This window comes from Shewanella cyperi, assembly GCF_017354985.1.
Taxonomy (GTDB): domain Bacteria; phylum Pseudomonadota; class Gammaproteobacteria; order Enterobacterales; family Shewanellaceae; genus Shewanella; species Shewanella cyperi.
In genome coordinates, this window is record NZ_CP071501.1 from 3,125,457 (window position 1) to 3,147,035 (window position 21,579).

Consider the following 21,579-nt stretch of genomic DNA (forward strand, 5'->3'; position numbering starts at 1 on the left):
GTGAAATCTGCACAGGCTATCACTGCAATTCCCTTGGCTGCTGGCGGAAAAGTCCTTATACAGCAAGCTCTGTTACGGGCAGTTACAAGGGGGCAGAAATCCACGTGCCCGACCCCGGACACAAGCAGGCATTATCCAATAAATATAAAAATTTGTCTTTAAGAATCTAGGAGTGCTCATGGAGTTTAGCGTAAAGAGCGGCAGCCCGGAAAAACAGCGTTCGGCGTGCATAGTTGTGGGTGTTTATGAACCCCGCCGTCTGTCCGGCATTGCCGAGCAACTGGATAAAATCAGCGAAGGCTATATCAGCAACCTGCTGCGCCGCGGCGACCTGGAAGGCAAACCGGGCCAAATGCTGCTGTTGCACCATGTGCCCAATGTCCTGAGCGAGCGCGTATTGCTGGTGGGTTGCGGTAAAGAGCGCGAGCTGGATGAGCGCCAATACAAGCAGATCATCGCCAAGACAATCAATACCCTTAACGAAACAGGTTCCATGGAAGCGGTCTGTTTCCTGACCGAACTGCACGTTAAGGGCCGCGACACTTATTGGAAGGTACGCCAGGCGGTGGAAACCACCCAGGCCAGCCTCTACAGTTTTGACGCCCTCAAGACCCGTAAGGGTGAAACCCGCAGGCCACTGCGCAAGCTGGTATTCAATGTGCCAACCCGCCGTGAACTGACTGTCGGCGAGCGTGCCATTGAACACGGCGTGGCCGTGGCCGCCGGTATGCACCTGTGCCGCGATGTGGCCAACATGCCACCGAACATCTGTAATCCAGCTTACCTGGCCTCCCAGGCACGCCAACTGGCGGAAGTCCATGAGCATCTGACCGTCACCACCATAGGTGAAGAGCAGATGGCTGAGCTGGGCATGAACTCCTATCTGGCCGTGGGCCGTGGCAGCGCCAACGAGTCCATCATGACTGTGATGCAATACAAGGGTGCCGTTGACAGCACCGCCAAGCCAATTGTGCTGGTGGGCAAGGGCCTGACCTTTGATTCGGGCGGTATCTCAATCAAGCCCGGCGAAGCCATGGACGAGATGAAGTACGACATGGGCGGCGCCGCCGGAGTCCTGGGTACCATGAAGGCCGTGTGCGAAATGAAGTTGCCAATCAATGTGATAGGTATACTTGCCGGCTGTGAGAACATGCCCTCCGGTACCGCCTATCGCCCCGGCGACATTCTCACCACCATGAGCGGTCAAACCGTGGAAGTGCTTAACACAGACGCCGAAGGCCGTCTGGTGCTGTGTGACGTGCTGACCTATGTGGAGCGTTTCGACCCCGAGTTGGTGGTGGATACCGCGACCCTGACCGGCGCCTGTGTGATTGCCCTGGGCAAACACGCCTCCGGCCTGTTCTCCTCCCACAATCCTCTGGCCCATGAGCTGCTCAATGCCGGTGAACAGAGTGGCGACCGCGCCTGGCGCATGCCATTGTGGGATGAATACCAGGACATGCTGGACAGCCCCTTCGCCGACATGACCAACCTCGGTGGTCGTCCGGCCGGCTCCATCACAGCGGCCTGCTTCCTGTCGCGCTTTGCCAAGAAGTACAACTGGGCTCACCTGGACGTGGCCGGTACCGCCTGGAACAGCGGTGCCAACAAGGGTTCCACCGGTCGTCCGGTCCCCTTGCTGAGCCAGTTCCTGATCAACCGCGCCGGTGTCGAGCAGGGCGAGTAATCGGGACCCTAAAAAGTCATCACTTAAAAAAGCGAAGCCAAGGCTTCGCTTTTTTATTTTGAGTTATTACTCGGAATCAACAACCAGGATTAAACCAATTATTTTCCGGGTAATTTATTGGGTCATTCATAGAGCCTATGAATTGGGCTGCAATATAGCTATTCAACATGCCAAACGGTAATTAGGCCAACATAATTTCACATGGCTAATCAATACGACCTACAACCGCTTTACTCATTTAAAAATCATACCAAAGATTAATGGCCGCCAATTTAGCCATGACTAAATTTAATGCTGTCAGCCATTCAAGTGATGACAAAATTATTCTATTATGCCGACTCCAATGTAAACACAAGCCCACAAGACAGGCGCTGGAAGCCACAACGGGGCTTTCTTTAGTGGTTAAGAGCTTCACATAAACAACTGTTTTTAAATGCATTAACCCAATAATGGCCGCCAAGCCCGTTGGGGTAATAACAAGCAATGGGTGATATCTGCCAACAATCAACCTGTTGAATGGATTCAGATAGACAAAGTTCTAGAACCAGGACAGATCAAGGTTAACAAAATGAAACTGAAACATAAGTTACTGCTGGCGTTTTTATCGCTGGGAATATTACCCGTCTTATTAATCAGTGTTGTCGTACTGTATATTGGCAGCAATTCACTCACCCAGCAGGCTTATAACCAGTTGGACTCCATCAAGGCGATAAAAAAGAGCCAGATTGAAACCTATTTTGCCGAGCGCCAGGGTGACTTGCAGCTGCTGAGCCAAAACCTGGCGGAGCAACTGCGATTTGACAGCAATGACGGCCTTGAAGAGAGCGCGTTTAGCGCCGAGGACTACCTCAAACGCTTTACCACCACCTACCAGTATTACGATGCCTTCGTCATAGATACCCGGGGTCAGGTGCTGTTTACCGTCGCCAAGGAAGCCGATTTCCAGTCCAATCTCAATACTGGTCCCTATCGCGACAGCAACCTGGGGGAACTGTACCGCAAGGTGCTACAGGACAGAGCCTTCCACGTCGCCGACTTTGCTCCCTATGCCCCCAGTAACAATGAACCGGCGGCCTTTATCGCCGAGCCCATCATCAAACACGGTCGGGTGCAGGCCGTGGTGGCCCTGCAACTGTCACTGCAAGCGGTCAACGGCATAATGCAGCTGCGCTCCGGCATGGGCGAAACGGGAGAAAGCTATTTGGTGGGCCCGGATCTGAAGATGCGCTCCGACTCCTTCCTCGACCCCAAGGGCCATTCGGTTATCGCCAGTTTTGCCGGTACGGTAAGCAGCAACGGTGTCGACACGGTCGCCGCCCGCGAGGCGCTGAAGGGCCTGGCCGACACCCGCATCATCATCGACTACAACGGCAACCCAGTGCTGTCCTCCTATACCCCGGTCACCATACGCGACGTCAACTGGGCCCTGATAGTGGAGATAGACGAGGCAGAGGCCCTTGCCGCCGTCAGCCATTTGCGCTGGGTGCTGGCCACAGTGGCGTTGCTGGCGGTAGTTGCCATATTGCTGACCACCTATTTCGTGGCCCGTTCCATCCTCAGACCGCTGGGCGGTGAACCCAAGGTGATGCAGGCCATTACCGAGCGCATTGCCGGTGGCGATCTCAGCGTCCACTTCGAGCACACTGAGCTGATGGGCGTTTACGGTGCCATGCGCACCATGAGCCACAACCTGCGACACGTCATAGGCAACATAGTCGATGCCATCAGTCAGCTGTCGGCCACGGCCCAGCAGACCAGCGCCACCAGCGAACAATCCAATATCAGCCTGCAGGAGCAGCAGGCCAATATCCAGAGCGTCTCCAGCGCCATGCACGAAATGGTTGCCACCATCAATGATGTGGCTCTGAATGCGCGCGAAGTGGCCGATGCCACATCAGGGGTCGCTGAGATTTCCGACGCCGCCACCGCCAGTGTGCACCAGACCATAGAGGTCATCTCGCGTCTGTCCGAGGAAGTCGGCAGGGCCAAGACGGTTATCCAGGAAATAGAGAGTCAGAGTCAGGACATAGGCTCGGTGCTGGAGGTGATCCGCAATATCGCCGATCAGACCAACCTGCTGGCCCTCAACGCCGCCATCGAGGCCGCCCGCGCCGGTGAGCAGGGCCGCGGCTTTGCCGTGGTGGCCGATGAAGTGCGCCAGCTGGCCCACAAGACGGCGCACTCCACCAGTCATATCGAGTCCATGATTGAAACCCTGCAGCGCAACACGGGCAACGCGGTGCAGGTGATGCAGCGCAGCACAGAGCACGCCGGCGCCACCATAGAAAGGGCCAAGCATACCGAGGACTCCATCCGCCAGACCTCGGCCGCCATGGCGCAAATTGCCGCCAGCGCCGGTCAGATAGCCACGGCCGCGGTGCAGCAATCGGAGGCCGCCGAAGAAATCAACCAATGCCTGGTAATGATCAACGAGGTGGGCCAACAAAATGCCGTCGGCGCCCAGCAAACCTCCGCCGCCAGCGCCGAGCTGAACCAACTGGCGTCAAACCTCAAACAGGTCACCGACAGATTTGTGTTGCCCCCCGGCGGCCAGTCCCTGGAACAGCTGGGTTAACCGGCTTTCGGCCCCGAAACAGCCCGGTTGCGCCCCAAAGGCCACCGGGCTGTTGCTTTTCCTTTAACCACAAGGGTTTCTTGGGTAGAATCCCTTCTTTATGCCCGGTTGCCCAAAAGGCACTAACAAAAGACGCCAAGCCAAGGACTATGCCCACCATGACCCAAGCCCTGTTTTATCTGCTGCCGGATAATGGCCCGGCCGATGAGGCGATGGCAGCACGGGATCGCCTGGCCTGCCAATTGGCGGAGCAGCAATATCGCCAGGGTCAGTGGGTGTACATACATTGCCGGGACGAGGCCCAGAGCTTCGCCATCGACGAGCTGCTGTGGCAATTTGAGCCCGATGCCTTCGTGCCCCACAACCTCAAAGGCGAAGGTCCCCAGGGCGGCGCGCCGGTGGAAATCGGTGCCGATCGCCTGGGTCCGGGCAAACACCGCGGCGTACTGATTAATCTTGCAGAAAAGATCCCCGCTTTTGCGGTAAACTTTGGCCACATTATCGACTTTGTCGCCGGTGACGAGGCCACCAAGGCCCTGGCCCGGGCACGCTACAAGGCGTACCGGGATCTGGGCATAGCCCTGTCCACCCAGGATCTGGCGACACAACCCCTTAATTTAGTTTGAGAAATTAAGCTCCCATGGAAAAAACATACAATCCGCAGTCCATAGAACAGGCCCTCTACCGCGTTTGGGAAGAGAAAGGTTACTTCAAGCCACACGGTGACGAGTCCCAAGGCAACTATTGCATCATGATCCCGCCGCCGAACGTCACCGGCAGCCTGCACATGGGTCACGCCTTCCAGGACACCATAATGGACACCCTGATCCGCTATCAGCGCATGAAGGGTAAGAACACCCTGTGGCAGGTGGGCACGGATCACGCGGGTATCGCCACCCAGATGCTGGTTGAGCGCAAGTTGGAAGCCGAAGAAGGCAAGAGCCGCCACGATCTCGGCCGCGATGCCTTTATGGACAAGGTATGGGAGTGGAAAGGCCAATCCGGCGGCACCATCACCAGCCAGCTGCGCCGCATGGGCGCCTCGGTGGACTGGGACCGCGAACGTTTCACCATGGACGAAGGCCTGTCGGCCGCGGTGCAGGAAGTGTTCGTGCGCCTGTACAAGGATGAACTGATTTACCGCGGTAAGCGCCTGGTAAACTGGGATCCCAAGCTGCACACCGCCATTTCCGATCTGGAAGTGGAAAACAAGGAAAAAGCAGGCCACATGTGGCACTTCCGCTATCCGCTGGCCGGCACTGAGCTGACCGCCGATGGCAAAGACTACCTGGTAGTGGCCACCACCCGCCCCGAGACCATGCTCGGCGACAGCGCCGTGGCCGTACACCCGGAAGACGAGCGTTATGCCTCCCTGATTGGCAAGGAAATCATACTGCCGATCGTTAACCGCCGTATCCCCATCATTGCCGATGAATACGTCGACAAGGAATTCGGTACCGGCTGCGTGAAGATCACCCCGGCACACGACTTCAACGACTACGAAGTGGGCAAGCGTCACAACCTGCCCATGTTCAACATTCTCACCATAGATGCCGCCATCCGCGCCGTGGCCGAGGTGCTGAACAGCGACGGCAGCCACAACAGCGAGCTGGACGCTACCCTGCCCGAGCGTTATGCCGGTCTGGACCGCTTCAAGGCCCGCGATGCCGTGGTGGCCGAATTTGAAACCCTGGGCCTCTTGGAAAAAATCGACCCACACGCCCTCAAGGTGCCTTACGGCGACCGCTCCGGGGTGGTGATCGAGCCGCTGTTGACCGACCAATGGTATGTGGCGGTACAGAAGTTGGCCAAGCCCGCCATCGAAGCGGTGGAAAACGGCGACATCAAGTTCGTGCCCCAGCAGTACGAAAACATGTACTTCTCCTGGATGCGCGACATTCAGGACTGGTGTATCTCCCGTCAGCTGTGGTGGGGTCACCGTATTCCCGCCTGGTACGACGAAGCCGGTAAGGTGTACGTGGGCCGAAGCGAAGACGAAGTGCGCCAGAACCATAACCTCGGCGCCGACGTTAAGCTGCGCCAGGACGACGACGTGCTCGACACCTGGTTCTCCTCCGCCCTGTGGACCTTCTCTACCCTGGGTTGGCCGGAGGATACGCCAGAGCTCAAGACCTTCCACCCCACTGACGTGCTGGTGACCGGCTTTGACATCATCTTCTTCTGGGTTGCCCGGATGATCATGATGACCATGTACTTCATCAAGGATGAAGACGGTAAGCCCCAGGTGCCGTTCAAAACCGTGTACGTGACCGGTCTTATCCGCGACGAGCAGGGCAACAAGATGTCCAAGTCCAAGGGTAACGTACTGGACCCGCTGGACATGATCGACGGTATCGACCTTGAGTCCCTGGTGGCCAAGCGAACCGGCAACCTGATGCAGCCCCAGCTTGCCGCCAAGATTGAAAAGAGCACCCGCAAGGAATTCGAAAACGGCATTGAGCCACACGGCACAGACGCACTGCGCTTTACCCTGGCGGCCATGGCCTCCACCGGCCGTGACATCAACTGGGACATGAAGCGCCTCGACGGTTACCGCAGCTTCTGCAACAAGCTGTGGAACGCCTCCCGCTACGTGCTGATGAACACCGAAGAGCAGGATTGTGGCCCCAACTCTCCAAACGGAAAGCCGGGTGGCGAAATGAAACTGTCCCTGGCCGACCGCTGGGTCATCGGCAAGTTCCAGGAAACCGTCAAGAGCTTTGATGAGCACATCAATGCCTATCGCTTCGATCTGGCCGCCAACACACTTTACGAGTTCACCTGGAACCAGTTCTGTGACTGGTATCTGGAGCTGACCAAGCCTGTACTGCAAAGCGGCTCCGAGGCCGAGCAGCGCGGCACCCGTCACACCCTGGTGACTGTACTGGAGCAACTGCTGCGCCTGATGCACCCCATGATGCCGTACATCACGGAAACCATCTGGGATCGCGTCAAGCCGCTGGCCGGCGTTGAGGGTGAAACCCTGATGCTGATGTCCTTCCCCGAGTTCGATGCCGCCAAGGTGGATGCCAAGGCCATGGCTGATCTCGAGTGGGTCAAGCAGGTGATTGTGGCCGTGCGTAACATCCGCGCCGAACTCAACATAGCCCCAAGCAAGCCGCTGTCTGCACTGCTGCGCGGTGTGAGCGCGGAAGACAAAGCCCGCATCGAAGCCAACCAGGCCTTCTTCGGGACGCTTGCCAAGCTGGAAAGCATGACCATACTGGCCGACGGCGAAGCCGCCCCCATGGCCACCACTCAGCTGATTGGTGAAATGGAGCTGCTGATCCCCATGGCCGGTCTTATCGACGTGGCCGCCGAAATGGCCCGTATCGACAAGCAGCTGGAGAAACTGTCCGGCGAAGTGGCCCGTATCGAAGGTAAGCTGTCCAATGAAGGCTTTGTGGCCAAGGCCCCTGCGGAAGTGATTGAGAAAGAGCGCGCCAAGGCCGCCGATCTCAAGCGCGATATGGACAAGCTGGCCGAGCAGAAGGTCGAGCTGGCCAAGCTGGAAGCCTGATTCAGTAATCAGGCCTTAGCTAGTGCCTTAAAGAAACCAGCCCCAGGGCTGGTTTCTTGTTTTCTGCCCCGTTGAAATCCTATAAAGAATGATGTGCAGTTTTGGGTTCGTCTGACTCTTGATTGAATCAACTTGCTTGCCAACATCAATTGCTCGCAGCAATTGTTTACCCCAAGATTATGGCGTTGAACTTATAATAATTATAAAAAGCCAGTCCCAACTGTGCAGACCGCCACGCCATTGACGCAGGCAGCCATACCACTCTGATTAACCAGCTGGGCATTACCAAGATTGTCCTGGCTGCGCTTAAAACAATGTCCTGTGTATTTTGTCTGTTCATTCCGGTCGCAGAAGAGAACAAATTGGGAGACCACCTGATTGAAGTTGAGGCCTTTGCCCAAGCTGTTGTTCTTGTTGCTCATCTGGATACTCCAGTGTGGCGGCAATCTTGCCGTGGCCGAAGATTGGCAGTCACGACTCAAGACTGCCGATAAGATCCGCTCCAGCGATCCCAAAGAATTCAGCAGGCAACTGAGTGACATCCGCGCCCATAAAGAGCAGCTTTCCCCTACCGAACAGGACTACTTTGAGCACCTGCAAGCCTACGAACTGATCTTCAAGGGCGACTTTCCAACGGCCCTGGCCATATATGAAAAACTGGCGAAAAACTCAGTCAATACAGAGATTAAATTTCGATCACAACTTTCCCTTATTAACGTCTATGCCATACAGCATCGCTGGAATGAAGGACTCGCGGCCTTAGATAATGCCCTGACGCTATTGCCCTCCATCAAAAATGAACAGCTAAAGGAGTCTGGCTTAGGGGTCGCGGGTATCTTTTACAACCAGCTTGGTCAATATGACCTGGGCCTGGAATACAGCGCCCAGTTGGCGAACGTCTCTAAAGATAAACGTAATCAATGCATAGCAGCCCAGTTAAGATTTGAATCCTTAATCATGCTGGAGCCAAGCGAGGATTACCGGCAACAATATCAACAGGCCGCCCGTACATGCTATGTGGCAAGAGAAAAGGTCTTAAAGAACGTGATAACACACAATTACGCCAAACACTTACTGGAGACCAAGGCGCAACCGCAGGCGGCGAGAAAGCTGCTGGAAGATAATTTTGAGGAAGTGAAGGAAGGCCACTATGCGCCCATTATCGCCATATTTCAAAGCCTGTTGGCCACGGCGCATTGGCAGCTTGGCGAAGCGGAGCAGGCCTTTACCCTGGCACAGGGTGTCGTCAATGACGCCTCATACGCCAACACCATGGAAGCCCAGACCCTGGCCCTGAAAGTGCTGTATGACTACTACCTCAAGCAAGGCGACAGCGCCCAAGCCCTGAACTCCTACGTCAAATATGCAGCGGCCGACAAGGCTTCTCTGGATGAAGTCACAACCAAGACCCTGGCCTTTCAGTTGGCGCGGCATCAAAGCCTGGAGCAGCAGAACAAACTCAAGCTGCTGGATCAGCAGAACAGTCTGCTGCGGGTGCAGCAGCATCTTGCCAGGACAGAAACCTTCAACAATCACCTGTTGATAGCCCTGCTCTTTTGCGCTGCGCTGGGCCTCGGCGCTTGGGGCTGGCATTCCTGGCAGAATCAGCAACGTCTGCGCCGATTGGCCGAGTATGACAGCCTCACCGGCCTGCTCAGTCGCGGCCACTTTATCCAGGTGGCTAGGGCGGCGGTATCCTATGCCCAAACGCTGGGAGCGCCAATCAGCTGTATCATGCTCGACGTGGATCAATTCAAGCGCATTAACGATACACAAGGCCATGCCATTGGCGACTGGGCGCTGCAGACAGTCGCCCGGGTTTGCCGCGACACCTGCCGTGAACACGATGTCATAGGCCGCATCGGTGGCGAGGAAATCTGTTTCTTGCTGCCAGAGTGCAGCGAGGACAATGCCGCCCAACTGGCCGAGTCCCTGCGCCGGGCTCTTGCAGAGATAGACACAGGCAGCAGCGGCCACGAATTCAACCTCAGCGCCAGCTTTGGTGTCAGCAGTTCGGCAGTTTCGGGCTATCGGCTTCAAGCACTGATGCAAAATGCCGATCGCGCCATGTATCAGGCCAAACAAGATGGCCGCAATCGGGTTAGTACCCATCAAAAAATGGCTCAAGCACTGGAGTCATGACAGTTACAGTTTCAATTCCATCAGGTACTTTAGAGGTTCTGCTATATGATTCGCGACCTGCGAACAGACGGCTAATTCGTTTGTGCCCAGGGCACACATTTCAAATAGCCTCATTTGGCTGGGATTGGATTTTGAACAGCATTAAGCTTTGCTTTCTTACTGCTTTGCTTTCTTACTGCTTAGCTTTCTTACTGCTTTGCTTTTTCACTGCTTAGCTTTTCCCCGTTTAGCTTTACCGCGCAACACCCCTTATTGGCGATAGTTTCAGCAGCCTGCCAAGCCCATGACCGGGGTACTGGCGCGACCAGCGCCGAATAGCTTGACACCCAGGGTAAGCTTTGCAATAACGGTTTCTTATTCAAATAGATAACCAGTCGACAATAAGACATTGGCAGTATGGCATGACGGACACGCTTCAAAACAATAGTGCTTCTTCCGAGCAGTCGGCACAGGCCAACACCCGGGTGCTTGCCCTGCCGCTGACCAATGTGCTGGCCGAGGGCGGCTACAGCGCCGCCGTGCGCCTTGGCAGTCAGCAGACCAAGGTGAATCTCATCATAGACACGGGCAGCTCTACCCTGGTGGTGCACGAAAACCGCTATCAACCCAAGGACGACAAAGACTTGAGCGCCACGATGCTGGCCCAGGAGGTTTGCTACGGTCAGGGCGGTTGGCTGGGGCCGGTTATCCATACCCGCTTTGAGACCCTGGACGCCGGGCTTGAGGCCATGCCGCTGGCCCTGGTGCATGCCGAAGCCGAGCACAGCTTCCTCGATTGTGACGGTATCTGGGGCATGGCCTATCACAGTCTCAACCGTGGCTATAACATGGAGTCGTACCTGACAGAGCACGGCGCCGATCCCAGGCTCACCTTTCCCTGGCCCTTTCCGGAAAGCGGGCATCCGCTCTTCCAAACCGAGCTTAATGACTTCAAACAGTTGCTGAGCGGCATGCCGGAGCAGGATGTTCCCACCGCCTTTACCCAGATGGAGCAACAGGGCGTGGTAAGCAATCGCTTCGCCTTTATCGCCCGCCGCTCAAGCATTCACTATACAAAAACCGACATGAGCCGCGAACAATTGGCCCTGGACCCACTTAACCAGGGCTGGCTTATCCTTGGCGGCGATGAACGCCTGAGCCAGCACTTCGAGGGCGACTTCACCGACCTCAAACTTGTCCACGACAGGTATTACAACGTCAATCTGCTGGGGCTCAGCCTGGTATTGCACGGCAAGCCGGTGTCCGGGTTCGAGGCCATCAGCGTACCGAGCGCAGTAGAAGCGGGGCTCAGCCGCGGCTCCAGCAACGCCATACTCGACACAGGCGCTTCCCTGCTGGCGCTGCCGGCCCAGGCCTTCAACGAAGTCATTGCCGGTTTCAAGCAGACCGTGCCCAATGCCGAAGCGCTGCTGGAGCCTTTTCTCGGCGACATGACGCAGATAAAGCAAGCCCAGGCCGAGGGCATTGACATGCAACAGCTGGATCTCAGCCAATGGCCGACGCTGCAATTTCATTTTGAGGGCGTCGACAGCCCAAGCGAAAGCGTTAGCGCGAGCATTAAAGAAAGCGTCAATGTAGGTGAAAGCACGCCCAAGGCAATTCTATGCTGTCCGCCCCACTGCTACTGGCAGCTCAACAGCCCCGCCCCCGGCCGTGCCGTGTTTAAACTGATGGGCCAGCTGCCAAACTGGCCCGCCCAAAGCATACTGGGTTTGCCGCTGCTGAGCGCCTACTTTGTGCTGTTCCAGCGCGATAAGGGTGAATTCGGTCAGGTGCGCTTTGCCAAGCCCAAGGTGACACCATGAGTACTTTGACCTCAACCAGGCTCAGCCTCAGGCCCATGGATGAGACGGACGAAACCTTGTTCATGGAGCTGTTCTGCTCGGATAACATCATGGCCAACATAGGTGCCAGTTTTGGCGAGGACAGGGCCAAAAGAGCCTTTGCCAAGACCTTGAAGGTCAGCAGAACTGAAGGTTCCGAAACCAAGTGCTGGACCATTTTCATTAAGCATGAGCCACAGGCGCTTGGCATTATCTCCTTTTCTGCACTGGGCAAGTCTTTGGGGGCTGACATTGGCATCATGCTCAGTCGCCATGCCCAAGGAAAGCTCGTCGCCGATGAGGCTGTGGTCTTACTGGCACAACATGGATTTAACAGCATGGGGCTGGCACACATCAGGGCGGAATTTATGGCTAGCAATCTGGCTACAAAACGTATTACCCGCAAGCTGAAGTTTACCGAGCCGCAGCCGCTGGCCGACAAAGAAGGTTGGCAACAGTGCTTTCTATACCCTCGATTAGCCAATTAAGAGTTTCAAATACATCTAAATGCTGATAACTTCCGATACAATTAACTACAACAAGATAACATGACCCAAGTGCAAGGCAGCCTCACCTGTGTCGGCATCGGTATGATGCTCGGTGCCCACCTAAGCCCCATAGCCCGCAGCCATATAGAACAGGCCGATGTGGTGTTCTCCGGCGTCTCCGACGGTTTCGTCGAGCTCTGGCTCAAGGAGCTGAACAAGGATGTGCGCAGCCTGCAGTCCCTCTATGGCGAGGGCAAGTCGCGTAACATCACCTACCGCGAGATGGTGGAAGTGATGCTGGCCGAGGTTCGCTTGGGTAAAAAAGTGGTCGGGGCCTTCTACGGTCATCCCGGCATTTTCGCCAAATCGCCACACGAGGCGGTGGCCCTGGCTAAAAGCGAAGGTTTCGAGGCCAAGATGCTGCCTGGCATCAGCTCCGAAGACTGCCTCTATGCGGATCTGGGACTCGACCCCGGTAAAGTGGGCTGTCAGCACTTCGAGACCACCCAGCTGATGCTTTACCAGAGGCGAATCGATCCCACGGCGCTCTTGGTGCTGTGGCAACCGGCCTTGGCCGGCGATCTGGAACTGGGAATACGCCCTACCGGCCGCGCCGAACGCCAGTTGCTGGTAGACCTGCTGGCACTGGACTACCCGCTGGAGCACGAGTGCATTCTTTATGAGGCCGCCACCATGCCGCTGCAATCCGGGCGTATAGAGCGTTTGCCACTGAAAGACCTGCCCCTTGCCAAGCTTGAGCTGCACACCACCCTGGTGCTGCCGCCGCGCGGCAAACTCAAACCCAACAACGAAATGCGCGCTAAACTTGAGGCTCTGTCCAAGGCGCGCAGAGAAGGAAAACCCATGGGTGACACTGCACAGGTGTTGCCCTTCTCTGCAATAAAGGAAAGGAAGAGACAATGAACCAAGCCATTCAATTTTTGGTAAAACTCGGCAGCGATGCCTCACTGCAATCTCAGGAAGCCCTGGCCAAGCTGCCGGTACACATTGTTGCCATGATCGAAGCCAAAGACATTGAAGCCCTGAAAGCCGAGCTGGATGTGGTGCCAGATGTTGTATGTGTTATGGTTCCAGCAGAAGATGAAGACTCAGATCAAGATGAAGATGGTGAAAACCAAAATCAGCAAAGTGTTGTAAATGCTTAAAAATGTAAAAAAGCTCATTCAGAGCATAATACTTTTCCTCCTGGTTTCGGTACCTGCCGAAGCCGGAGGTTTTATGCCGCTGCTGAAAGAAGCAGATTCTCTTAGATCAAGCGACTTTAGTAGTTTCACTGAAAAGCTGAATGCATTGAAAGTTCATGAGCAAGAATTTTCATTAGAGGAAAAAGATTATTTCCTCTATCTAACGGCTTACCAACATTCCTTTAGAGGAGAGTTCGAGCAAGCAATTAATCTATACGACAATTTAGCAAATTCAACTAGGGATGAAAATTTGAAGTTGAGAGCTAAATTATCCATGGTTAATATTTACGCAGTTAATCAGGAGTGGGTAAAAGGTCTTGCACAATTAAGGGCGATACTTGAAGTTCTCCCTAATATAGAAGACAAGAAAACTTATGAAAATGCGCTGGCAATTGTTGCTGTATTTTATAATAATCTCGGCCAATATCAACTAGGAAAAAACTATAGTCAGCAGCTAATGGATTTTACTGATAATCCTCGAAGCCAATGTCTTGCACAGCAATTAAACTTACAGTCAAGAATTAAGCTTGAGATTATTGACGAAAAGTCAGATATTTTTGAAAAAGCAATTACAGCGTGCCGAAGTGCAAATGAAACTGTCATGACTAGTGCGATAATAGCGTACCAAACAGAACTATATCTTAACAAGCAACCTGACATCGCACAAAAAATAGCAGAAGAACAATTAGCAGAACTAAAGAGGGCTAACTATGCCCCAATGCTCGCCCAATACTATTCTTTACTAAGCAAAATATATTTAAATTTAAAAAAATATTCAATGGCATTTGAATACGCTGAAAAAACACTAAAGGAAAACAAACAAGCTCCAAGTAGCGAACCAAATATACGTGCTTATTATGTTTTGTATGAGTATTACAGGGAAAAATCTAATTTATCGTTAGCCTTAGATGTTTATATAAAATATTCTGAAGCAGATAAAGCTTATCTTGATGAAATAAAGACCAAGACCCTGGCGTTTCAGATTGCGGAACACCAGAGCATTGAACAACAAAACAAGATAGCCCTGCTCGATGAGCAGAATAAAGTACTCAAGGTGCAGCAGCAGCTGGATCAGGCCGAGGCCTTTAACAACCGATTGCTGATCGCCGCGCTGTTATGTGCCGCCCTGGGGCTCGGCAGTTGGGGCTGGCATTCCTGGCAAAGCCAGAAGCGGCTTAGGCAACTGGCGGAATATGACAGCCTCACGGGCCTGTTCAGTCGCGGCCACTTCAGCCAGGTGGCCCAGGCCGCTGTATCCTATGCCCAGGTGCTGGGCGCGCCGGTAAGCTGCATACTGCTGGACGTGGACAAGTTCAAACGCATCAACGATACCCTGGGCCATGCCACCGGCGACTGGGCGCTGCAAACCGTCGCTAGGGTGTGCCGTGAAACCTGCCGCGAACACGAGGTCATAGGCCGCATCGGTGGCGAGGAATTCTGCTTTGTGCTGTCGGAATGCAGCGAGGAGAATGCCGCCCAGCTGGCCGAATCCCTGCGCCGGGCCCTGACCGAGGTGGACACCAGCAGCAGCGGCCACGACTTCAACCTCAGCGCCAGCTTTGGGGTCAGCAGCTCCAACAGCTCCGGCTATGACCTCGCCGTGCTGATGCAAAACGCCGACCGCGCCATGTACGACGCCAAACACAGCGGCCGCAATAAGGTGTGTATCTATCAGGACGGTGAACAGGAAGAAGTCCTGCAATCCTGATAGCGTCAGATTGCATTGACGCTTACTCAAGGCCACCTCCCCAAGGTGGCCTTTTCATTGGCGCCGGCGCCAATAGATACGTTTCTAAGTTCATATTGTCAGGTTCACCTAAGCCGGAGTGAAACACCACTACTTTGCACTGCCGCACCAGTGACCATCGGCGACAGGACGTCGCCGGTGAGCGCCCAAGGATGGGTTCACAGCGTGTCACTGGGGTGGCAGTGCGAAAGCCCACCGCAGGTGATGTAGTACTTCCCGCGTAGGACGTTGCACAAAAGCATAAGATAGCCGCTGTGCCAGCGGCACAAAGTCGTGGGTCTCCAACCCACACCCGGGCAAGGGGCTTTGCTCATCCAAAGCCCCTTGCAACCCAAAGGATGCCCCGACCGGAGCCGACAGCCCCTCGGCCTTATGCTGAAAATTGGCTGGCGCGTCAGACGCTCATCCATGATTCGACTGACGCTGCTTCGGCATCCATGCCTCGCCACGCCATTTTCAGCAACGTCCTCGGCGGCTCCGAAGGGGGAAACAAGTGCAACACTCAAACATTGAATGTCACTTTGAGCAGGGGCAAACGTATACCCTAATGCCCTGGGGACTGGGCTCAACCCTAGCTGCTGCCACCAGCCTGGTGGCCTTAATTTTTGGTCTTTGTGGCCAAAGCAGGTAAAGTGTGGCCTTTGGCCCGCGTGCGTGGGGGACGGGGGAGACTCAAGGATGCCTGTGGCATCCCATTCACAATATGGAACGACTATGAATCAATCCAATCATCATTCGGGCAATGACATGACCGAAGTCAAGCAACTGGGGATGTGGGCCTCCATCGCCAGCCTCAGCTATGTATTCTGGCTGGTGGGCGGTATGGAGCTGGTGGAGCGTATCGCCTACTACGGCGTCAAGGCCAGTGCCGGTTTGTATGCCAAGGCGCCTGCCTCCCAGGGGGGCCTTGGGATCAGCCTCAGCGACTACGGGGTTATCATCTCGGTCTGGGCCCTGCTGCAAACCTTTATCCCTGTGTTTTCCGGCGGTATATCCGACCGCATCGGCTACAAGGAAACCATTTTTGCCTCCACTCTGGTGAAGATCAGCGGTTACCTGTGCATGGCCTGGATGCCCAATTTCTGGGGCTTCCTGATTGGTGCCATGTTACTGGCCACGGGCACAGGCATATTCAAGCCCGGCATTCAGGGCACATTGGCCCTGTCCACCAACCGCAGCAACAGCTCCATGGCCTGGGGGATTTTCTATCAGGTGGTCAATATCGGCGGCTTCCTCGGCCCCCTGGTGGCGGTGCACATGCGCCAGCTGTCCTGGGACAATGTGTTTTACGCCTGCGCCGCGATTATCTCCCTCAACCTGCTGTTTTTGATGACCTACAAGGAACCCGGCAAGGAGGAGCGTCTGGAGCGCAAGCGTAAAATCCGCTCCGGTGAACTCAAGCAGGACATGCTGTGGAAGGACGCATGGAACGAGCTGAAAAAGCCTGTGGTCATCTACTACATGTTGGTGTTCGCGGCCTTCTGGTTTTTGTACAACTCGCTGTTTGATGTGCTGCCCATTCACATTGCCGAATGGGTCGACACCAGCGTGATAGTCAACGGCCTGTTCGGCCCCGAAGGCACCAGCAATGGCATACTGCAATTCTGGCTCGGGCTCGACAACGCCGGTACCAAGGTGATGCCCGAAGGCATGCTGAACCTGAACGCCGGGATGATCATGACCAGCTGCTTCCTGGTGGCGGCACTGACCGCCAAATACCGCATCACCAGCGCCATGCTGGCCGGCTGCCTGCTGTCTATCCTGGCCTTTGTGCTGATTGGCGCCTTCCATGCCGCCTGGATGATAGTGCTGGCCATAGCGCTGTTTTCCCTGGGCGAGATGATGATCAGCCCCAAGAAGAACGAGTTCATGAGCAACATTGCCCCCGAAGGCAAGAAGGCCATGTACCTGGGCTTTGTGATGCTGCCCCAGGGCCTGGGTTGGGGCCTGGAGGGCTATTTCGGTCCCAAACTGTACGAGATTTTTGCCTCCAAGGAGCGTTTCTCCCGCCTGATGCTGGCGGAACAGGGCATGGGCAGCGATGAGGTGAGCGCTATTCCTCAGGGCGAAGCCTTCCATCGCCTGGTGGAATTTACCGGCCAGACCCCGGAAGTGCTGACCCAGACGCTGTACCAGGCCCACAACATCGGCTTTGCCTGGTACATAATCGGCGCCATAGGCACGGTGTCTGCCGTGGGGATCTTCATCTACGGCAAGTGGCTGCTGGGAATGCAGCGCAGCCAGCAGGCGCAGCTGCAACCCGCCTGAAATACTTGATTAAGAGGCCTGCTTGAAATAATCGCTAGAGATGAAAAAGGCTGCCAGAGGCAGCCTTTTTATTTTCATTGCAACTGCGTTTCAGGCCTGGGTCTTAAGCCACTTGGCCACGTCATTGCCCAGGGTATTGACCGTGTGTTGCAGCACAGAGCAGGAGCCCTTGAAACCGCCCCAGAAGCCACCGGTGGAGTTACGGCTGAACTCCTTGCTATCCACTTCCTTGCCATTGAGCCAATAGTGGGCCGTCACAGTCACGGACTTTTGATGGCCATTAAAGGGCACACCGGCATGGCCCTCGCTGAAGACGTTATCTATGGTCAGTTTCACCACAGCACCTTCTTCCGGCAGGCTCTCGACCCGCTTGACCTTGAGTTTCTGACCATTGGCATACTTGACCAGGGAATCGCTGAACTGGCGCCCCAGTTGCACACACTCGTTTTCCACCTTTTCATCTATGGTTTTGTCGGGGTTGTAGGGAATGTCATTGAGTACATAGATGACGCCCTGCTCGACCTGAACCGGAGCGGCTGGAGCAGCTGGAACAGCCGGGGCTGCCGATGCAGCTGGCGGCTTTGGCACTGACGGAACACTTTGGCCTGCTTCCGCCTTGGGCGCATTGGTCTCGGCCTGAGTAGTGGTTTTCTGGGTTGAGCCGCAGGCACTGAGCAGCAGGGCCAGCATCAGGGGAGCGGGTTTGAGCAAAAATGCAGAAGATTTCATGGCATATCCTTTGAGTAATGCTTTGAATAATAGTCCCTAAAACAGCCAATCTATATAAAATTCCAAGAAAAATAAAGCATTGCACTCAGGCAACCGAGAACAAGAAAGCCAGGCCATGCCTGGCCCGGCTTATCACTGTTTAGGCTGTAACTTAACCACCTGCGTTATTTGACCACCAGCACTGGACAATGGGCCTGGTTGGCAACGGCCTCGGCCACATTTTCATGCAGGAAGTGGGCAAAGCCGGTGTAACCGTGGCTGGCGATGACCACCATGCCCACCTCGCCACTGTTGGCCTCGGCAACGATTTCTTCTATGGCATCCCCCTGACGGATGCGGGTGTCTATCTTGAGTTCGGTGTGCAGCCCGGCCAGCAAGGCCTTCATCTTGGCCGCAGCGGCCTCTTCCATACTTTTGGCCAGTTCGTCCGGGGTGATGGCCAAAATCATAAAGTTTTCATCGCCCATGGGCCTTGGCACCACGTGCAGAATGCGAATGCCTACTTTGTATAGGTTGGCCATCTCCACCGCGTATCGCAGGGCGTGTGAGGCAGTATCGGAAAAGTCCGTTGGCCAGAGTATGTCTTTGCCACGCATAATTACCTCCCAGGGCTTGTTGGCGTCGCGAATTGAAATTTTGCTCGTATGACGGCGACCTTCACTTTGCCACTCGCCGCTTATTCAGAATAACTACGCTACTCTCACACAACCTTGCATAAAAACCGGCCTGGCTGCTGCAAAAATAACCCTGAGACGTCAACAAGCCCTAGTCCCCCAGCCAGTCAACGCCGTCCTGGTAGTCGACAAAGAACTTCACCTCACCGGCGGTGAACCAGTTACCTATACGTGCCAGCCATTCCTGCCAGCCGGGCTCGCCCACTATGGCAATTTTTTCAAAGTGACGGCCATGGCGCAGGCCGAGCTTGAGGTCATCCCACAGGGCCCTGGGTTCCCAGCCCTCCAGCTCGGTGGCATCCATGATCACATACAGGGCCGGATCCTTGACCCCGGCTATGGCGGTCTCCAGCACGGGCACCATCTGCTCATAATCCTCATGGGTTAACTTACCCACCACCTTCATCACCACAAAGAAGTCGTCATCGCCATGGCGCTCGACCCCTATGCTGATCCCGTGTCTTGTGACTTTCATCGCCTATCTCCCTCTGTGGCCCTCTTTTGAGTGTAGTCGCCGGTGTAGGACCACCCCATGATCCGCTTCACATTTCCCTATGCTGTTGCTTATTTTTCACCCCGGCGCCATACTAGACCGACCAATCAGTCGGCTCAATTTAAACAGTGCCGATAACAGGACAAGTCAAGGAAAGCCAGATGCCCAGTGCCCAACCATTACCGACCAGCCCGCTGCATACCAGCCCCACGCCAGCGGCGACCCCGGCAGTGGCGAAAATCAAAGCCATGGAGTTGCTGTTCAAGGCGCAACGAGAGGCCTTTGATGCCGCACCTTACCCCGATTACGAGCAGCGACGTCAGGCGCTGCTGGCACTAAAAAGTGCGCTCAAGCAGCACCAGCAGCAACTGGTGGACGCCCTGAGCCTGGACTATGGCCACCGCAGCAGCCATGACTCACAGATTGCCGACATACTGCCCACCTTCAACCTGCTCAATTACAGCCTCGCCAGACTCAAGGGCTGGATGAAGCCCAGCCGCCGCCACGCCGGCCTGCTGCTGGCACCGGCCAAGGTCAGGGTCCATTACCAGCCCAAGGGGGTGATTGGCATCATAGTGCCCTGGAACTTCCCCATCGTACTGTCCCTGGGGCCCCTGGTGACGGCCCTGGCGGCCGGGAACAGGGTGATGCTCAAGCTGTCGGAGTTCACCCCGGCCACCAACAAGGTGCTTAAAGCGCTGCTGGGCAGTGTTTTTGACGAAGAGCAGGTGTGTGTGGTGGAAGGCGAAGCGGCACAGGCGGCGGCCTTCTCAGCCCTGCCCTTCGATCACCTGCTGTTTACCGGCTCCACCGCCGTCGGCCGCCACGTGATGAAAGCCGCTGCGGCCAACCTGACCCCTGTGACTTTGGAGCTGGGTGGCAAGTCGCCGGTGCTGGTGGCCCCGGACATGGACATGACGGCGGCGGTGGAACGGCTGATCTACGGCAAGTGTCTCAACGCCGGACAAATTTGTGTCGCGCCTGACTATGTACTGCTGCCCCGGGCCAAGGTGCCGGAATTTGTCGCGGCCTTTCAGAAGAAGTTTGCCGCCCTCTATGGCAAGGTGGCGGATAATGCCGACTACAGCGCCATCATCAACGAGCGCCAATGGCAGCGGCTGTTGGATCTGCTGGACGATGCCGAGGCCAAGGGCGCCGAGGTTGTCAGCGCCTCCGGCGAAGGGCCCCTGGATGCACAGCGCAAACTGGCCACCCAGTTACTGCTGGGGGTAACCGACGAGATGCTGGTGATGCAGGAAGAGATTTTCGGTCCCCTCTTGCCCCTGCTGCCCTATGACAGCCTGGATGAGGCACTGGACTTCATCCGCGCCCGGCCGCGGCCGCTGGCCCTGTACCTGATGAGTTTCGACACCAAGCTTCAGCAGCGGGTGCTTGAAGAGACCCACTCGGGCGGAGTGTGTATCAACGAAACCGTGCTGCACGTGGCTGCCGACGATGCGCCCTTTGGCGGCATAGGCCCTTCAGGCATGGGTCACTACCACGGCGAGGAAGGCTTTCGCAGCTTCAGTCATGCCCGCACTGTGCTGCAAAGCGGGCGGCTGCATACCGGCAAACTGGTGCATCCTCCCTATGGCAAGGCCTTGCAAAGGTTGTTGCTGGGCTGGTTCCAGCGCTGAGGTGATTGAGTATGGACATTAAAGACAAGCGGCAGCAGATATTGGACTCGGCCCTGATGCTGTTCAATGCTCAGGGCTTTCACGGCACTTCCACCGCCAGCATAGCCAAGGCGGCCGGGGTCGCCACCGGCACCCTGTTCCATCATTTCCCGAACAAGGAAACCCTGCTACAGACCCTGTTCCTGGCGGTGAAACAGGAGTTTGCCGCGGCCATCCAGGCCATGGCCTCCCCCGACGGGCCGCTGGAGCAGCAGGCGCGGCGCCTGTGGCTGGGAGCCATAGACTGGGCCCTGGAGCACCCGGACAAGCAGCAATTTTTCCAGCAGTTCTCTTTGTCGGTGGAAATTCCGCTGGCACTCAGGGAGCAGGCGATGCAGGAGATACTGGGCTTTATCAGCGCCATGATAGCCGAGGGCCAAAGGCTGGGATTGGTGGCCGAACTGCCGCTGGCCTTGATGCTGGAAAACTGCCACGGCCAGTATCTGGCCGCGACCCGCTTTTTCCTCGATCATCCCGCGCTTGGCCAGGACCATGGCCACAGGGAGGCCAGCTTCCGCCTGTTCTGGCGGGCACTGGCGCTGTGACGCAGCT

Annotated in this window: 17 protein-coding genes; 13 read left to right on the forward strand and 4 right to left on the reverse strand. The window is 55.8% G+C overall.

Translation table 11 applies throughout. The features are described from left to right. The first annotated feature begins 178 nt into the window (after positions 1 to 178). The 4 genes from pepA (at position 179) to JYB84_RS13780 (ending at position 7,782) form a co-directional block, all read left to right on the forward strand. Positions 179 to 1,687 (forward strand): leucyl aminopeptidase, encoded by a 1,509-nt coding sequence (gene pepA, locus JYB84_RS13765; protein WP_207320603.1) that lies wholly within the window; start codon positions 179 to 181, stop codon positions 1,685 to 1,687. 568 nt (positions 1,688 to 2,255) lie between these two features. After that, positions 2,256 to 4,262 (forward strand): methyl-accepting chemotaxis protein, encoded by a 2,007-nt coding sequence (locus tag JYB84_RS13770; protein WP_207320604.1) that lies wholly within the window; start codon positions 2,256 to 2,258, stop codon positions 4,260 to 4,262. A gap of 158 nt (positions 4,263 to 4,420) precedes the next feature. Next, positions 4,421 to 4,888 carry a DNA polymerase III subunit chi gene (locus JYB84_RS13775; RefSeq protein WP_207320605.1) on the forward strand — a complete coding sequence of 156 codons (468 nt, stop codon included), beginning with the start codon at positions 4,421 to 4,423 and terminating at the stop codon, positions 4,886 to 4,888. A 14-nt stretch (positions 4,889 to 4,902) separates the two neighbouring features. After that, positions 4,903 to 7,782: a valine--tRNA ligase gene (locus tag JYB84_RS13780; protein WP_207320606.1), complete on the forward strand. Its 2,880-nt coding sequence runs from the start codon at positions 4,903 to 4,905 to the stop codon at positions 7,780 to 7,782. 200 nt (positions 7,783 to 7,982) lie between these two features. Here JYB84_RS13780 and JYB84_RS13785 read toward each other — a convergent pair whose 3' ends face one another. Further along, positions 7,983 to 8,204: a hypothetical protein gene (locus JYB84_RS13785; protein ID WP_207323299.1), complete on the reverse strand. Its 222-nt coding sequence runs from the start codon at positions 8,202 to 8,204 to the stop codon at positions 7,983 to 7,985. On the opposite strand from JYB84_RS13785, the gene JYB84_RS13790 reads away from it, so the two are divergent. From JYB84_RS13790 to JYB84_RS13820, 7 genes are all read left to right on the forward strand, one after another. Continuing rightward, on the forward strand, positions 8,194 to 9,924 hold the full coding sequence (locus JYB84_RS13790; RefSeq protein WP_228290783.1) for a GGDEF domain-containing protein: 1,731 nt from the start codon (positions 8,194 to 8,196) through the stop codon (positions 9,922 to 9,924). The two genes, JYB84_RS13785 and JYB84_RS13790, sit on opposite strands and share 11 nt — an antisense overlap. A gap of 401 nt (positions 9,925 to 10,325) precedes the next feature. After that, positions 10,326 to 11,729 carry a pepsin-like aspartic protease gene (locus JYB84_RS13795; RefSeq protein WP_207320607.1) on the forward strand — a complete coding sequence of 468 codons (1,404 nt, stop codon included), beginning with the start codon at positions 10,326 to 10,328 and terminating at the stop codon, positions 11,727 to 11,729. Beyond that, complete coding sequence (locus JYB84_RS13800) at positions 11,726 to 12,235, forward strand: GNAT family N-acetyltransferase (RefSeq protein ID WP_207320608.1); 510 nt, start codon at positions 11,726 to 11,728, stop codon at positions 12,233 to 12,235. Before JYB84_RS13795 ends, JYB84_RS13800 begins: the two co-directional genes overlap by 4 nt. A 60-nt stretch (positions 12,236 to 12,295) precedes the next feature. After that, positions 12,296 to 13,159, forward strand: a complete 864-nt coding sequence (locus JYB84_RS13805; RefSeq protein WP_207320609.1) for an SAM-dependent methyltransferase — start codon at positions 12,296 to 12,298, stop codon at positions 13,157 to 13,159. Further along, positions 13,156 to 13,401: a hypothetical protein gene (locus tag JYB84_RS13810; RefSeq protein WP_207320610.1), complete on the forward strand. Its 246-nt coding sequence runs from the start codon at positions 13,156 to 13,158 to the stop codon at positions 13,399 to 13,401. The genes JYB84_RS13805 and JYB84_RS13810 overlap by 4 nt, the downstream gene beginning before the upstream one ends. After that, entirely contained in the window at positions 13,394 to 15,148 is a 1,755-nt protein-coding gene (locus tag JYB84_RS13815; protein ID WP_207320611.1) for a tetratricopeptide repeat-containing diguanylate cyclase, read from the forward strand. Before JYB84_RS13810 ends, JYB84_RS13815 begins: the two co-directional genes overlap by 8 nt. Positions 15,149 to 15,901: 753 nt before the next feature. Further along, positions 15,902 to 17,455: an MFS transporter gene (locus JYB84_RS13820; protein ID WP_207320612.1), complete on the forward strand. Its 1,554-nt coding sequence runs from the start codon at positions 15,902 to 15,904 to the stop codon at positions 17,453 to 17,455. Between the two features lie 90 nt (positions 17,456 to 17,545). Here the strand turns inward: JYB84_RS13820 and JYB84_RS13825 are convergent, their stop codons facing one another. From JYB84_RS13825 to JYB84_RS13835, 3 genes are all read right to left on the reverse strand, one after another. Then, a complete protein-coding gene (locus JYB84_RS13825; RefSeq protein WP_207320613.1) occupies positions 17,546 to 18,184 on the reverse strand; it encodes a hypothetical protein in 639 nt (212 codons plus the stop codon). Between the two features lie 164 nt (positions 18,185 to 18,348). Further along, positions 18,349 to 18,780, reverse strand: coding sequence for a universal stress protein (locus JYB84_RS13830; RefSeq protein WP_207320614.1), 432 nt, complete (start codon positions 18,778 to 18,780; stop codon positions 18,349 to 18,351). Between the two features lie 169 nt (positions 18,781 to 18,949). Beyond that, positions 18,950 to 19,333 carry a SpoIIAA family protein gene (locus tag JYB84_RS13835; protein WP_207320615.1) on the reverse strand — a complete coding sequence of 128 codons (384 nt, stop codon included), beginning with the start codon at positions 19,331 to 19,333 and terminating at the stop codon, positions 18,950 to 18,952. A gap of 266 nt (positions 19,334 to 19,599) precedes the next feature. Between JYB84_RS13835 and JYB84_RS13840 the strand changes: the two genes are divergently transcribed. Both JYB84_RS13840 and JYB84_RS13845 read left to right on the forward strand, forming a co-directional pair. Further along, on the forward strand, positions 19,600 to 20,988 hold the full coding sequence (locus tag JYB84_RS13840; RefSeq protein WP_407696039.1) for a coniferyl aldehyde dehydrogenase: 1,389 nt from the start codon (positions 19,600 to 19,602) through the stop codon (positions 20,986 to 20,988). Between the two features lie 11 nt (positions 20,989 to 20,999). Beyond that, positions 21,000 to 21,572, forward strand: a complete 573-nt coding sequence (locus tag JYB84_RS13845; RefSeq protein ID WP_207320617.1) for a TetR/AcrR family transcriptional regulator — start codon at positions 21,000 to 21,002, stop codon at positions 21,570 to 21,572. Positions 21,573 to 21,579: the final 7 nt, after the last annotated feature.